This is a genomic window from Thermostichus sp. OS-CIW-30 (assembly GCF_054060215.1).
The window spans coordinates 1-13,132 of sequence record NZ_JBSSCZ010000043.1 but is presented as its reverse complement, the minus strand read 5'-3'; the positions used below and the strand labels follow the sequence as shown (position 1 = coordinate 13,132).

Sequence of the window (13,132 nt, the reverse complement as noted above, 5' to 3'; positions counted from 1 at the left end):
CGGAAGCAGGAACCCGCCGAGACGACTGCGCAAGGAGCCATCCATGCGTAGCGTGGTAGGAATCTCCGGCCTAAAGGCCGGGGAGGATGTCAATTTCCCAGTTTCACCCTCCTCTCTGGCTCAGCTTGGAGCCAATGGCCTCATCGGCAAACCCTTCAACGCCGCCACCCTGGCTGCGGACATCTGTGCTCTGCTGGGCTGGGATCCCTGACTCAACCCTGAACCCGCCCCAAAGACCCCTGGGATCCCACCGATATCCGCCAAATCGCGTAGAAGAAACGTACAAATTGCCTACGCAAATCCTCGATGTTTCTCTGTACTTCCACTGATCTCGAGGCTATGATAGGGGCATGAACGTTAGAAATACGGAGGAAAAACAGATGCAAGTCAGTGAAGATCTAACCCTGGACTACCGTACTTACCGCATAGCAGCCCTATTGAGCGAGAGCTTCTCTTTGGGAGCACTGCTGGGAGTATCCCTCAAGTGGCAGAACGATGTCTCCTCCGTGAATGAGCCGCGGCCCAGGGCTTCCCATCTTTCCCTGCAGGACATCGAGCAGCGCTACCTCACCTCTTGGCAAAGATAGTCTTCTCCCTTCAAAAACCATCTCTCAAACAGAACCAGCCATGAATACAAGTCTTGACTCTGTTACTCTGCCCTCCAGCATCCAAGAAATCGTGGAGCAGGTGTTCCGCAGCAGCTTCCTCAGCTTGGGCCAAGAGAACCGCATCAATGAGCTGCTCTTTCAGCGGCGCTACTCTGAGGCTGACCTGGAACTGTTGGACTGCCTAAGCTTGGCGTTGCTGAACCATCAAATTGAGACGGAAAAACGTTCTGCGGCAAAAGCTGCCTGACCCCCAAAACGCATCAAGTTCCTCCAAAGCAAAAGGGGATCCCAGCTGGATCCCCTTATTTGTCCAATCTGAGTCCAGTGACCTAGCTGATCTCCAAGGAAAACCCTGGAAGCGCCCCGGCAAGCATTCTAGAGTTCTTGCAGGATGTGGGGACTAGACCGCAACGGTCTTCTTCACCTGAGCCGCCAAAGCTCCAGAAGCATACTTGGCTGCCATCTCATCCAAGGTAACCACCGGAACTTTGGTGCCATGGCCAGCACAGCCGAAGGCAATGTAGCGCTCAGCACAGACTTTTTGCATTTCCTTGATGGAAGGCTTGAGGAAGTGGCGGGGGTCAAACTCTTTCGGATTCTCGGCCAGAGCGCGGCGCACGGCAGCTGTGATGGCCAGGCGGTTGTCGGTGTCGATGTTTACTTTGCGCACTCCATTTTGGATGCCCCGCTGAATTTCTTCCAGCGGCACACCGTAAGTCTCGGGAATGGAGCCGCCGTATTCGTTGATGATGTCGATCAGCTCCTTGGGCACCGAGGAGGAACCGTGCATCACCAGGTGCGTGTTGGGCAGGCGGCGGTGGATCTCAGCAATGCGCTCCATGTCGAGGATGTCACCAGTGGGCTTCCGGGAGAACTTGTAGGCGCCATGGCTGGTACCAATGGCTACGGCCAGCGCATCCACCTGAGTTCGCTCCACAAAGTCCACCGCTTGGTCGGGGTCGGTGAGGAGTTGGTCATGGCTGAGCGCCTCTTCCGCGCCGTGGCCATCTTCCGCTTCCCCACGGCCCGTCTCCAGGGATCCCAGGCAGCCCAGTTCCCCTTCCACACTCACCCCGATTGCATGAGCCACTTTCACCACCTCGGAGGTAACGGCCACGTTGTACTCGTAGCTGGCCGGGGTTTTGGCATCTTCCTTGAGGGATCCATCCATCATGACGCTGGTGAAGCCGTTGCGGATGGCGGAATAGCAGGTAGCCGGGCTATTGCCGTGGTCTTGGTGCATGGCGACGGGGATGTGGGGGTAGGTCTCCACTGCCGCCAGGATCAGGTGCCGCAGAAAGTTCTCGCCCGCATACTTGCGTGCCCCTCGAGAGGCTTGCAGGATAACGGGGCTGTTGGTTTCATGGGCTGCCTGCATGATTGCTTGGATCTGCTCCATGTTGTTGACGTTGAAGGCAGGAATGCCGTAGCCATGTTCGGCGGCATGATCCAGTAGCGTCCGCATTGCAACGAGAGCCATCGGTTACCTCCTGAGGTGCTGACCTAGTGGGTATGAGATTTGCTTACCGTTGATCTTAAGATACTTTTTACGTTTTGGCGGATAAGCCGCCGGGGATCTGCGTATCTTGCCGAGGGATCCTTGCAGCTATTGGCCGTGATGCTCGCGCTCAGGCGCAACAGGCGCACCGACATCTTCAGATACAGTGGGGAAGGGCAAGACTGTTGGGCGCTTGCATCGAGGATGGTTCTGCCCATGCCCGCTCAATTTATCTCTTAGTCTCTCTAATTCTACTGTGGTGTTTTTGTGTTGTTTGCCCGGAGGAATGGGAACGTGCGTTGCAATCGCTGGCCGGTCTTGGGTGTAAAGCCAACAAGGGCTCTCTGGGGTAGTTGGGTGCAAGGAACCGGTTTGGCAATGGCCTGTTGGGCGACGGGCCTTCAGTTGGCAGCTTGGGGGATCCCTGGGCAATCTCCGGATCAGGTGGCGGCCTGGGTGAGGGACAATCCTGTGCTGCGGCCCCGTCCGGGCGAAACCCTGAACATCAACCGAGTGGAGCCGGATGGATCCCGTTTTACGTTCTTGGCTTCGGTGGCTCCGCCGGGACGGATCATCAACCCGCTGGATCGGGAGACGATTCGCTCGGAACGGATGACGTTCTTTCGCCCCCAAGGACTGACGGCAGAAGACCTCTTTCAAGCCATTCGCGATGTCTATGGGCCGGAGATCGCCGCCGATCTGGATCAGGCAGTGGAGGTGATTCGCTACCCATCCCCAGAAGCTCTGGCAGGCAGTCCGGGCTATACCTTGGCCCTTGCCATCCAAGGGGTGGTGCTGCGGGGAAACCAATTTGTGTACTGGCTGGAGCTGACGCAAAACCCCGATGGCCGTGTACAGCAGGGGCAGGTGTGGGTGTTCCAAGAGGAATGGCTACCCAAGGTGGAAGGGGAGTTGGCGGAACGTTTCCCCTTGCAGGTGATGACCCGTTGAGGGGCCCCCAATCTTTATCCCCGAGGAGAAGGGCGCTCAGGGGCGGAGGGAGTTGCTGACATCCAAAGCCGGCAATTCCACCCGTTCTACCTGGGGCCGAAAGCCCAACCAAGGAGTGGCCAACTGGGCAAATCGCTCTGGATCCCCGCTCACGTAGAAACGGTGGGGTTCTCCCCAAGCAGCGGTCAAGGGGCGACGCAAGTCCCACAAACTCAATTCGCGGGCCAGGGATCCCACCAGCGCCATCCCTGGATCTACCCGTTTGACCGAGGACGGCAGCAAAGGCTTCAGGATTGGATCCAGCAGGGGGTAGTGAGTACAGCCATAGACAAGAGTATCGATCCCTTTTTGCAACAGGGGCTGCAAGTAGCGTTCAGCCGCTTGTCGCAGGGCAGGGCTATCCAGCCATCCGGCTTCAATGAGAGGGACGAACTCAGGGCAGGCCTGCTCCCAACAGTAAACGGGGTACGGAAAACGTTTGGGATCCAGAGCGCTGTACTCCTGAATGGCTTTTGAGTAAGCGCGACTCTTGACCGTGGCCACCGTGGCGAGCACCCCAATGCGGGATCCTTGGGCCAGTGCTGCCTGGGCGCCGGGTAGGATCAACCCCAGAACGGGCAGGGCAAACTCCTGCCGCACGTGGTCCAGAGCCAAGGCCGAGCTGGTATTGCAGGCCATCACCACCAGCTTCACCGGCTGTGCCTGCATCCATGTCAGAATTTGCCGCACAAAGGCCAGGATCTCCTCTGGCGAGCGTTCCCCATAGGGCAACCGCGCTGTGTCGCCGAAGTAGATGAGCCGTTCCTGGGGGAGTCGGCGGCGTAAGGCTCGCCAAACCGTCAGCCCGCCCAAGCCGCTGTCAAACACCCCAATTGGCCAACTGGGATCTGGCTCTGATTTCCACTCCCACTGCATGCTCCGTTCTCCTCAACACCTTGGCCTAAGCTGCTGTATCCTACCCTGCTTTCGAGAATCTCGGCGACAGATTCCCTGCCTTCCCTCTGAGATCAACTGGGCCAACTGGATCGTCAATTCGATCAGTTAAGGATCAATTGAGAGATCCGATAGACATGAACAAGCTCAGCCAACGGCTAGCGACTGCGCAAGAAAGTCTCAATGCCATCGGCAATGGCCCGCGCCAAAATAGCCTGATATTCGGCAGTAGCCAATTTTCGCCCTTCGGTTGGGTTGGTTACGTATCCCAACTCCAGCAGCACGGAGGGCATACCCACAGGTGTTTCCCGCACCACAAAAAAGCGGGCCCGTCTCACCCCCCGGTCAGCAGCGCCGGTAGCCCTGACCAAGCTGCGGTGCAAGATGGCGGCCAGCTCGGCGCTATCGGGTCGCAGGTAGTAGGTCTCGATGCCGTGAATGCCGGAGCGATCCAGGGCGTTGGCATGAATGCTCACCAGCAGGACAGCACTGGCCTGAACGGCCATATCCACCCGCGGTTGCAGCAGCACTTCCCGGTCATCGGTGCGGGTCATCACCACCCCGTACCCCCGCTCCTGCAGCAGTCGTTGCACCTGGTGGGCAACGGAGAGCACGATGTCCTTCTCCTGGATCCCATCCACCCCGATGGCACCGGGATCCCGTCCCCCGTGGCCGGGGTCGATGGCAATGACCGTCCGGTTCAGAGATTGGGGGGTGGAAGGGGAGGCAGGGCCGGGCGTCTGCGGCTGAGGTATTGGTGGAGGAGCATTCAGAGGTCGCAGCTCCAAGGTAATGCGGCGGGATCCCTGGCCGGGGTTGGGCTCGAAGACATTGAACTCCTCGGCGGGCTGCACCAGAATGCTGACCGTGCGGGCATCTTCCTGGACAAAGCGGATCCGCTCCACCGGCCCTCCAACCGGCAAGCCGGGATCCGGCATAGACTGGGGCAGGCGAGCGGGCGCCACGTTGATGCGGTAGCCACCACTCTCGGGATCCCAGCCGGCCCGGTAGAACATGAATCCATCGGCGCTGATGATCAACCGGTTGCCCTGGAGCTGAACCGATTGCAACGTGGCCAGCGGCCCACTGCTGTTGGCAGAGCTGACCTCGGGCAAAAGGCTGGCCTGGGCAGCACCGCCGGCAGGCTGGATCCAGATCCCACCTCGCTGTGGGTCGTAGCGGGCTTCCCAGTCGCCACCGGAGGAATCCACATCCAGCACTACCCGAGCAACGGTGGGCTCAAACTGCCCGATACGCAGCCGCGAAACCCCCAGACGGTTGATGACATAAGCTCGCTGGGTGAGGGCAGGGCTGAGGGTGGTGTTGAGAAAATCCACCACTACCCGATCCGGATCGAGGATGCGCCGCACCGTAGTGGAGGGGCTGCCTTGGGTACGGATAAAAAAGCCTTCTGCTTGCGGGGATACCTCTAAAATTTGATGGCCGGAGCGAGGAGATGGGGTGGGTGCCGGGCGTCGGGGAGGCAGTGTCGGCAAAGGCGGGGACGGCGGGAAGGGATCCCTGGAACCTCCCAATAAGCCGGCAGATGAAGGGGGAGAAGAAGAGAGAGATCCGGCCTGGGTGAATTGAACAGCCCAGCGGGAGGGGCCGGCAGTGAGCAGTTGCAGTTGGTTGAGGCTGAGAGGCTGATCCGGCTGCAGATACAGCACAAAGCGGGTAATGGTATCCGTAAGCTGGCTAATCTGCAGAGAGGCGACACGGCCCGCAAAAGTCTGGGTTTGGGGCTCCTGTCCAAAGCGGGTGTTGGGAAAATCCAGCACAACCCGAGGCGGATTCTGCAGCACGAACAGAAAAGGCCGCACCTCGCCCTGGGTGTTAACTTCCAGCCGCCCCTGCTGAGGGTCGTAGTGCCAGCGGTCGATGCGAGATAACCCTGGGATTGTGGTCGTCTGGGCCTGGACAGAGGGAGGGGGAAACAGTCCTGCTCCCGCCAAGCTCAACAGCAGCATCGCCCCCCATATCCGCCTTGACCTCGGCTTGCCGAATTCAGGCATGACCTTCCATCCACTCCCCACACCTGCTGCCCTCAACTATACCAACCTGCCCTCGGAGCAGCCTGGGAAGGAGCGCAATTCCGCTCTTGCCTGCAGGGCTGGGGGATGATGGGTAGAGGCTCGCCCCTTCTTCTTCCTGCTTGTTCTCCGGCGAGGTATCTTGGGATGCCCAAACCACCGGATCTCCTAACCCTGGCCCGAGCTGGACACGCCCAGTCGATTGTGCAGGTTGTGCGGATGGAGCTGCTGCGGCGTCGCTGGTGTGCCCGAGTAGACTTTGCCGACGAGACCCTGCACGTCCACCTGCTGGGATCCCTGTACCAGCCTGCGCTCTCCCCCCAAGTTGCCGCTGCCCAACTGTTTCTGATCTTGAAGCAACTGCGGATCCCACGGCTGGATCAAGTGGAAATTTGCGCTTTCCGCGGCTCACGTTTGCTCTGGCGGCAGAGCCTAAAGCTGGGATCCCGGCAGCGTTGGGATCGGTTTTCCTTCGATAACTGGGCAGTCAACGCTTGGGCTTACCCGGCTGCTTTTGCAATGGCCCTGATGGTGAACAACATAGGCTTGTTGCAGTTGTTGCATTTGCCTCTTCACATTTGGATCCACGAATTTGGCCATGCCACCGTCGCCTGGTGGAGCGGGTATCGGGCTTTGCCTCTGCCCATCGGCTGGACAAGCGTTAGCTCGCAGAGGGATCCCTTTGTGTATTTTGGAATCCTCTTTTTACTGATTCTACTCTTCTGGTCAGCCCGCAAGGAGCGGATTGGGTGGCTGCAGGTGCTGGCCATCTTTCTTGCTCTATTGCAGTTTTACATGACCTGGCTGATGCCCAATCGCACCTGGGAGATGTTGTTTGTCTTTAGCGGCGTTGGAGGAGAATTTTATCTCAGCACCTTTTTGATGGCCAGCTTTTATTTTCCCCTGCCAGATCGTTGGCGATGGGACTCTTTGCGATTTGTCGTGCTGGGGATCGCGAGCAGCAACCTGTGGAGAAGCTTTTGGGAATGGCACAGCATCAGACTGGGATTGGCCGAGGTTCCCTGGGGAACTTTGTTGGGCGGCCAAGGAGATGCCAGGGGGGATATGAACCGCCTAAACTACGACTTTGGCTGGAGCACCGATCAAATCATCCAAACCTACACTTTTTTAGGAAACCTGTGTGTCTTATTCGCATTGAGCCTATACGTCCTATTCCTGTTGCGAGCAAACGATGAGACTTGGCTGTATCTGCGAGCAAGGTTTATTCTTTGGATGAATGGTTTGATAAGCTCCAGTTCAAGCAAACCTCCTTAAGATCCTCCTATAGCGATCATTATCCCAACCACAGCTTTTTTCGGCAGCGCCAGCTACATCCAGTGCAAAACTAGCTCTCGGGTAACAGGGATCCCGCTTGTCTCCAGAACTTCCCTAGTGTCCAACTCGATTCCTCAAGGGGGCAGGATCATTTTGGTTTTGGACTGCAGCTTTGCCGGTTGGGAATTGCTCCAACCACTCCGTTGAGCTCAGAGGGCGTTTGTGGTGCCCATCTGGGCAATGACTGGGCGGGAGAAGCGGCACCCCTATCAGGTTGGAGATGGCCTGTTGAGCATTCGCTCTATGCTGAGGGATATGTATAGACAAACTTCCTCTGCAACGGTACTTTACCCATGTCAGCCGCCTTCTCTTGGCCCTACCGCACCCCAGGGATCCCAGACTCTGCCTTTGAACGCATCCCAGGGATCCCGATGAGCCCTCGTGAGGTGCGCGTGTTGGTGCTAAGCCAGTTGCGCCTGGGAGAGAACCACTGCCTGTGGGATATCGGCGCCGGAACCGGCACAATTGCCATTGAAGCGGCTGTTCTATGCCCCAAAGCTCGCGTGATTGCCATCGAGCGAGATGCCGAGGTAGTCAGCCTAATCGAGAGCAATTGCGAGAAATTTGGCCTCACCAACGTGCAGGTGATTCAAGGTACTGCCCCCGATTGTCTGCAACACCTTTCTCCGGCACCGGATCGCATCTGCATTGAGGGAGGCCACCCCCTACGCGAGATCTTGGAAGCCTGCTGGAGCCATCTCAGCCCCAACGGGCGGGTCGTGGCGACGACCAACTCTTTGGATGGGCTCTACGGCCTTTCTGCCGGCCTGGCCGCTGTGCGGGCTCATCATGTGGAGGTGATTCAATCGGCGGTGAACCGCCTGGAACACCGCGGTCGGACTCAAATGCTGCTGGCACTGGATCCCACCTTTGTTTTGAGCGGAGAAAAAATGGGCTAAGTTTTGTGTAAACTGTTTACATTTTTTGGTAAATCTTTTCCTAAGGTGATGGATAAAAGTGGATTGATTTATCTCGGCTGTCTTAGAACCAGCAGAAAAGATTGGGTCACCCAAACCTTAAGCTATACTGATATTTCTCGATCCCAAACTCAAATCTGCTTTTATACCAGATAAGAGAGCTGGGAAACCCAATAGCTATGGATCAATTCCAACACCCCTTTCAGGAGTCACGGGAAGTCAAACTGCGGCAACTGTTGATTCGGGAGCGCTGGCCGGAAATGCTGAAAGGCTGCCGGGCTTGCATCCATTGGGACGACTTCAAGCGACCGGAATGCTGTGGTGATTGCGGCATCGGGGATCGACGCAGGCAAGCAGTAGCCGAAGAAAGCCCACCCAGCAAGTCCCCAGGCATTTAGGGTTCGCAAGCTTCCCAAATTGGGATCCCAGCTCCTGCAGTAACTTTGGTAGTTTCTATTGAGAACTTTTACTCAGGGAGTTTTACCTAAAAACCGGGTCTCAAGCCCGGTCTTCATACCTGCCTGCGGCGGAAGCAAGCTGGCAAAGTGGGGAGGCAACGAGCGCCTCTCCCAAGATTGCTATGTCGTCGCTCCCTAGCCTCTCATCTTGCCCTCATTGGCCCCCTGCTTCCGCTTCTCAGAGGCAGCTCCCCAGCAACCTCAAGGGGGGCAGGAGGATCCATATCAATTTCTACACCAACCCAGTTAGCGACAGGGTCGGCGACAAGCCTCAAACCCTGATTCTTCCGTTGACCCGGTCGATCCCGCTCTGGGCAAGGGTTTCAGGCCCCTCGGCGGAGAAAAATAAGGGGAAATTGCAGCCGTTCGCGCCAGCGGGACGGAGTCCTTAAACGAGACCCTGTCGATCTAGGCCCCTGGATCCCGCTCTGGACAAGGGTTTCAGGCCCCTCGGCGGAGAAAAATAAGGGGAAATTGCAGCCGTTCGCGCCAGCGGGACGGAGTCCTTAAACGAGACCCTGTCGATCTAGGCCCCTGGATCCCGCTCTGGACAAGGGTTATAATCGGGGAGAGTCGCTTCCCTTCGGGGAAGTGGAATTAATGGAATTAATGGAAACAATACGAAACTTCTCAATCACCAGTACCCCCATCATGCCCCACGCTAGGGGGTAGAACTTGGCACTGGCAAACCCTGCCTGCAGGGCCATTTGTCGTTGCTCTTCTCCAGAGGGAAAGCGATCTAGGCTGGGATCAATGTAGGCATATTCGGATCCCAGTCCCAAAGTTTTGGCCTGGGCGACCACCTGAGTGTTCAAGTACCAGCGCTGAAATTGTTCGCAAAGAGGGATCCCTGTGGGGCGGTGAAAATCCAAAATGGCGGCACGACGTCCTGGCTTCAGTACTCGCCTAATCTCTCGCAAGGCTTGGGGAATATCGGTTACATTGCGCAAGCCGTAGCCCATGGTAATGGCATCGAAGCTACTGTCGGGAAAAGGTAAGGCCAAGGCATCTCCCAAAACCCACTCCAGGGAGTAGCCAGGGAAGAGCCGGGAGCGACGCCGGGCAATCGCCAGCATGGCGGGAGAGAAATCTAGGCCCACCACATGTCCCCTTCGTCCTACTCGGCGGGCCAACTGCAGAGCCAGATCACCGGTTCCACAGCACAGATCCAGCACATATCCTCCTGAGCTGGCGCCCGACCAACGCACGGCCATACGCTTCCAAACCTGATGGAGGCCCAGGCTCAAGGTTTGGTTGAGGGAGTCATAGTGGGGAGCAATGCGGTCAAAAAGCGCTCGGATTTCCTCAGGCTGTTCAAAGGTTGGGCTAGGCACCTCTTCTCAACTCCACCTCATGTTCCCCGTACAAACTTTGTTGCTCCTGTTGCTCCGCAACGCTACGTGACCGGATCTGTGGTCTGAAGCTAAAGGAAGAGGGGTGTTACGGCGGCACTGGGATCCCACTGGCTCCCACTCGGTGGCGGCGGCTGGGGTAATCAGCCAAACTCAGGGACAGGGATCGGGATCCGGCTAGGCTCGAGGCTGGGATGCGGATGGTTCCCTGGAAGACTTGGCTATTGGGGGGCAGCTCCCCCGGCAAACCTTGGGTGAGCGCGTTGATTGACCGTCCATTGTCGTCAGTAATGTTCAGGAAGCTATAGAGAAAGCGCACCGTCTCTGCCGAGTTGTTTTGCATAGCTACATTCAGAACCACTTGGCTTCCCTCGCGACGAACCGAAAGCACCTGCATAGAGACCTGTCCACTGGCGGCAATTGGTAGGGGGGGCGGAGGTGGTGTGGGCGCCGGCGGGGCAGGAACTCCGTCCTGCTGACGCGGACGGGGAGCTGGAGGAGATGGAGTGGCGGGGCGAGGAGTTGGCGACGGGGCCGCCGCCAATTCAGGAGACAATCTGGGGGTGGGTGTTGGAGTGGGAGTTGCAACCGGCGTGGGTGCTGGGGTAAAGAGGGGGGTGGGAGTTGGGGACGGACGAAGGCTGGCTTCGGCTGCTGCAATTACCTCAGCCTCGTTCAGCAAAGGCACAGTACGGGGATCCCGAACTTCGCGGGAAGGAGAAGCCCGACCGGCGCCGGTGGCGGGAGAAGAAACCCCCGATAGAGCTCGCTGACCAAATAGGTAGCCCAGACAAGCACTCAACACCGTTGTGAAGAGAAACGCGCTCAGCCAGAACAGCACCCCCGAGAATGTGGAGGCGAACTCCTGAGACGGTTTGGCCGGTCTACGCAAAGGCTGTTAACTCCTGCTGCTAGTTCGCTTTCCTATGATACGAAAGTGACAGAGAAGCTAGGGGTTCTCGACCGGGGCAGAGTTTTTGCGTTGTTGCTCATGGGCCTGTAGCGGGGCGCTGTCTAAGTTGGGCAGCCGCTCCCCCAGCCACCAACCCGGATCTTCCCAGCTCAGGGATCCCAGCCATTTCCCGGCCCGATCTGCCAAGACCAAGCCCAACAAAACGGGAGCAGTGGTGATCCCCAGCGCTAGGCTGAGCCAGAGCGGTTGAGCAGATCGAAAAGAGGCCGAAGCAGCCTTTTGTTCAGGCGGAGATATCGGCTTGGGATCTGTCATGGTCGAGCTTTTGAGCCTGAAGTTCAAGTGCGCTGTTGTTAGGTTAATCTCAAGCGTCAGTGGATTTCCAGCGTAATGTCGATTGTGCTGATCTGTGGCCCTGTGCGCTCTGGCAAAAGCCGGCTGGCAGAGGGTTTGGCTGCGGCTTCGGGCTTGCCGGTTATCTACCTGGCTACCGGGCCGAAACCCGATCCCAAGACGGATCCAGAATGGGCAGAGCGCGTTCAACAGCACCGGCAACGGCGGCCTTCCAGTTGGCAAACTTGGGAAACCGGGAGGGACTTGGGGGCAGAACTGCAAAAGTTGCCCCAGCCCTGTTGTGCGCTGGTGGATTCGCTGGGGGGATGGGTGGCGCAGGGCCTAGACTGTCCCTCTTCAGAATGGGATCCCTTGGTGCAATCCTTCTTGGCAACCTTGCAAAGCCATAGAGGGGAGATCCTCCTGGTGTCTGAAGAAGTGGGCTGGGGGGTGGTGCCCGCTTACCCACTGGGGCGGCGGTTTCGGGATCGGATGGGGGAACTGACCCAAAGGCTGGCTCCCCTGGCCGACCAAGTGTTTTTGGTAACGGCAGGTTTTGCCCTCGATCTCACCCGCCTGGGGATCCCGGTGGCAGGCAAGATGGAACAGAGCTGAGATAAGCTGCATTTGCAAGCCAGATAGCTGTGTTGCCGTGCCGATTACCCTCTACCTTCCTGCCAAGGCCATTCAAACTCTGGATCTCACCCCCGGCCATGAGCTGGTGAAAACCTTGATGGCCGATCCCGTGCGTGCTGCCCAGCAGGTGCAATGCGCCATCGATTGGCCGCGCAGCCCTGAGGATCCACGGGAGCTGTCCGAGATCCCGGAGGTGCGCCTGTGGTTTATTCGTTGGGATACAGTCTACCCCTGGATGCCCTACTTTCTCAATTGGCGCCAAGGAGAACTCGCCCGTTACGCGGCTATGATGGTGCCCCACCAATTCAACCCTCGGGAGGGTATTGTTTACAACCCAGAAGCGTTGGAGATCTTTGTCTATCAGAAGATCTTTGTGTTGATGCGGTGGTTTAAGCAGCAGAACCTGGGATCCGTTTCCATGCTGCGGGATATGGCTTTGGTGTTTGGCTTCGAGATCCAGCCGGAGTTTCTCGCCCTATGGGAGGCAGAGCCATGAAGGTGATGGTGGCCAACACCTGGCCGGGGATCCCAGGAGCTACGGCAGTGGCCGACGCTTGGCAGCAGGTGGTTCAACGCCCTTGGGGCCGGCTCAGTGTGGATCCCACCCCTTCGGAAGCTCAGCTCAAGGCTCTCTGGCAACAGATCTCCGAGTGGGCAGGAGAGAGAGATCCCCTACTGGTTTTGCCGGGCAGCGTTGCCGATCCCATAGGGCCAGGCCAAACTTGGGCGGATCTGGCCCATGCGTGGGGGTTGAGCTTGCTGCTGACGCTGCAGCGGGAGACCGCTCTGAGCCAAGCTGCTGCTTTTGCCGCCCTGTTACGCCAAGCCAGGGCCCGTGGTTTGGGATGGGTGCTGGTTGGATCCCTGACCGAAACTAGGGATCCCCAAGCCTTGGAAAAGCTGGATGCAACTTTGATCCCGCGCCTGGAAGCCCAAGTAGGAATGCCGGTGTTGGGGAGAATGGCTCTTGATGGGCAGATCCTTTGGGATCCAGATGCCCTGCTGCTCTGCAATGCTGCCCAACCAAGGAACTGAGCGCCACCCACTGATCCCTGCGGCTCGAACCGTTCCTGATACATTCACGCTGAACTCTCCTGAACATGGTTCAGGAAAGAAGCGATCGCATCCTGCCTATCTCTGAGCAGGAAGGCGGTATCCCGCAAAG

General features: G+C 58.0%; 15 protein-coding genes and 1 pseudogene. 10 read left to right on the top strand and 6 right to left on the bottom strand.

Annotated elements, in window-relative coordinates; translation table 11 throughout:
- The 3 genes and pseudogenes from ACVWZF_RS13895 to ACVWZF_RS13885 all read left to right on the top strand — a co-directional run.
- Nucleotides 1-211, top strand: a pseudogene (locus tag ACVWZF_RS13895) (hypothetical protein); the annotation flags it as partial.
- A 169-nt stretch (nt 212-380) separates the two neighbouring features.
- Nucleotides 381-587, top strand: a complete 207-nt coding sequence (locus ACVWZF_RS13890; RefSeq protein ID WP_011432020.1) for a hypothetical protein — start codon at nt 381-383, stop codon at nt 585-587.
- A gap of 40 nt (nt 588-627) precedes the next feature.
- Nucleotides 628-855 carry a hypothetical protein gene (locus ACVWZF_RS13885; protein WP_011432021.1) on the top strand — a complete coding sequence of 76 codons (228 nt, stop codon included), beginning with the start codon at nt 628-630 and terminating at the stop codon, nt 853-855.
- Nucleotides 856-1,008: 153 nt separating this feature from the next.
- Here the strand turns inward: ACVWZF_RS13885 and fba are convergent, their stop codons facing one another.
- Entirely contained in the window at nt 1,009-2,088 is a 1,080-nt protein-coding gene (fba, locus tag ACVWZF_RS13880) for a class II fructose-bisphosphate aldolase (protein ID WP_011432022.1), read from the bottom strand.
- Nucleotides 2,089-2,463: 375 nt separating this feature from the next.
- Between fba and ACVWZF_RS13875 the strand changes: the two genes are divergently transcribed.
- On the top strand, nt 2,464-3,057 hold the full coding sequence (locus ACVWZF_RS13875) for a hypothetical protein (protein WP_457395616.1): 594 nt from the start codon (nt 2,464-2,466) through the stop codon (nt 3,055-3,057).
- A gap of 36 nt (nt 3,058-3,093) precedes the next feature.
- Here the strand turns inward: ACVWZF_RS13875 and murI are convergent, their stop codons facing one another.
- Together murI and ACVWZF_RS13865 are read right to left on the bottom strand one after the other, a co-directional pair.
- Nucleotides 3,094-3,972 (bottom strand): glutamate racemase, encoded by an 879-nt coding sequence (gene murI / locus ACVWZF_RS13870; RefSeq protein ID WP_457411698.1) that lies wholly within the window; start codon nt 3,970-3,972, stop codon nt 3,094-3,096.
- Between the two features lie 176 nt (nt 3,973-4,148).
- Nucleotides 4,149-5,960 carry an N-acetylmuramoyl-L-alanine amidase gene (locus ACVWZF_RS13865; protein WP_457411695.1) on the bottom strand — a complete coding sequence of 604 codons (1,812 nt, stop codon included), beginning with the start codon at nt 5,958-5,960 and terminating at the stop codon, nt 4,149-4,151.
- Between the two features lie 210 nt (nt 5,961-6,170).
- Here ACVWZF_RS13865 and ACVWZF_RS13860 point away from each other — a divergent pair, with 210 nt between their 5' ends.
- From ACVWZF_RS13860 to ACVWZF_RS13850, 3 genes are all read left to right on the top strand, one after another.
- Nucleotides 6,171-7,298, top strand: coding sequence for a hypothetical protein (locus tag ACVWZF_RS13860; protein ID WP_457394969.1), 1,128 nt, complete (start codon nt 6,171-6,173; stop codon nt 7,296-7,298).
- A 353-nt stretch (nt 7,299-7,651) separates the two neighbouring features.
- Complete coding sequence (cbiT, locus tag ACVWZF_RS13855) at nt 7,652-8,257, top strand: precorrin-6Y C5,15-methyltransferase subunit CbiT (protein WP_011432027.1); 606 nt, start codon at nt 7,652-7,654, stop codon at nt 8,255-8,257.
- A gap of 197 nt (nt 8,258-8,454) precedes the next feature.
- On the top strand, nt 8,455-8,673 hold the full coding sequence (locus ACVWZF_RS13850) for a hypothetical protein (RefSeq protein WP_011432028.1): 219 nt from the start codon (nt 8,455-8,457) through the stop codon (nt 8,671-8,673).
- Between the two features lie 617 nt (nt 8,674-9,290).
- On the opposite strand, the gene ubiE is transcribed toward ACVWZF_RS13850, so the two are convergent.
- The 3 genes from ubiE to ACVWZF_RS13835 all read right to left on the bottom strand — a co-directional run bounded on the left by ubiE (nt 9,291) and on the right by ACVWZF_RS13835 (nt 11,313).
- Nucleotides 9,291-10,067 carry a bifunctional demethylmenaquinone methyltransferase/2-methoxy-6-polyprenyl-1,4-benzoquinol methylase UbiE gene (gene ubiE / locus ACVWZF_RS13845; protein ID WP_011432029.1) on the bottom strand — a complete coding sequence of 259 codons (777 nt, stop codon included), beginning with the start codon at nt 10,065-10,067 and terminating at the stop codon, nt 9,291-9,293.
- A gap of 106 nt (nt 10,068-10,173) precedes the next feature.
- Nucleotides 10,174-10,977, bottom strand: coding sequence for a hypothetical protein (locus ACVWZF_RS13840; protein WP_148202678.1), 804 nt, complete (start codon nt 10,975-10,977; stop codon nt 10,174-10,176).
- A 57-nt stretch (nt 10,978-11,034) separates the two neighbouring features.
- Nucleotides 11,035-11,313, bottom strand: a complete 279-nt coding sequence (locus tag ACVWZF_RS13835) for a hypothetical protein (RefSeq protein WP_041436124.1) — start codon at nt 11,311-11,313, stop codon at nt 11,035-11,037.
- 75 nt (nt 11,314-11,388) lie between these two features.
- Here ACVWZF_RS13835 and cobU point away from each other — a divergent pair, with 75 nt between their 5' ends.
- From cobU to ACVWZF_RS13820, 3 genes are read left to right on the top strand one after another with little or no spacing between them, the layout of a single operon-like run.
- The gene (cobU, locus tag ACVWZF_RS13830; protein WP_011432032.1) at nt 11,389-11,946 is read left to right on the top strand and encodes a bifunctional adenosylcobinamide kinase/adenosylcobinamide-phosphate guanylyltransferase; all 558 of its coding nucleotides are present in this window, start codon (nt 11,389-11,391) and stop codon (nt 11,944-11,946) included.
- Nucleotides 11,947-11,983: 37 nt separating this feature from the next.
- Nucleotides 11,984-12,463 (top strand): CRR6 family NdhI maturation factor, encoded by a 480-nt coding sequence (locus tag ACVWZF_RS13825; protein WP_011432033.1) that lies wholly within the window; start codon nt 11,984-11,986, stop codon nt 12,461-12,463.
- On the top strand, nt 12,460-13,002 hold the full coding sequence (locus ACVWZF_RS13820) for a hypothetical protein (protein ID WP_011432034.1): 543 nt from the start codon (nt 12,460-12,462) through the stop codon (nt 13,000-13,002). Before ACVWZF_RS13825 ends, ACVWZF_RS13820 begins: the two co-directional genes overlap by 4 nt.
- Nucleotides 13,003-13,132: the final 130 nt, after the last annotated feature.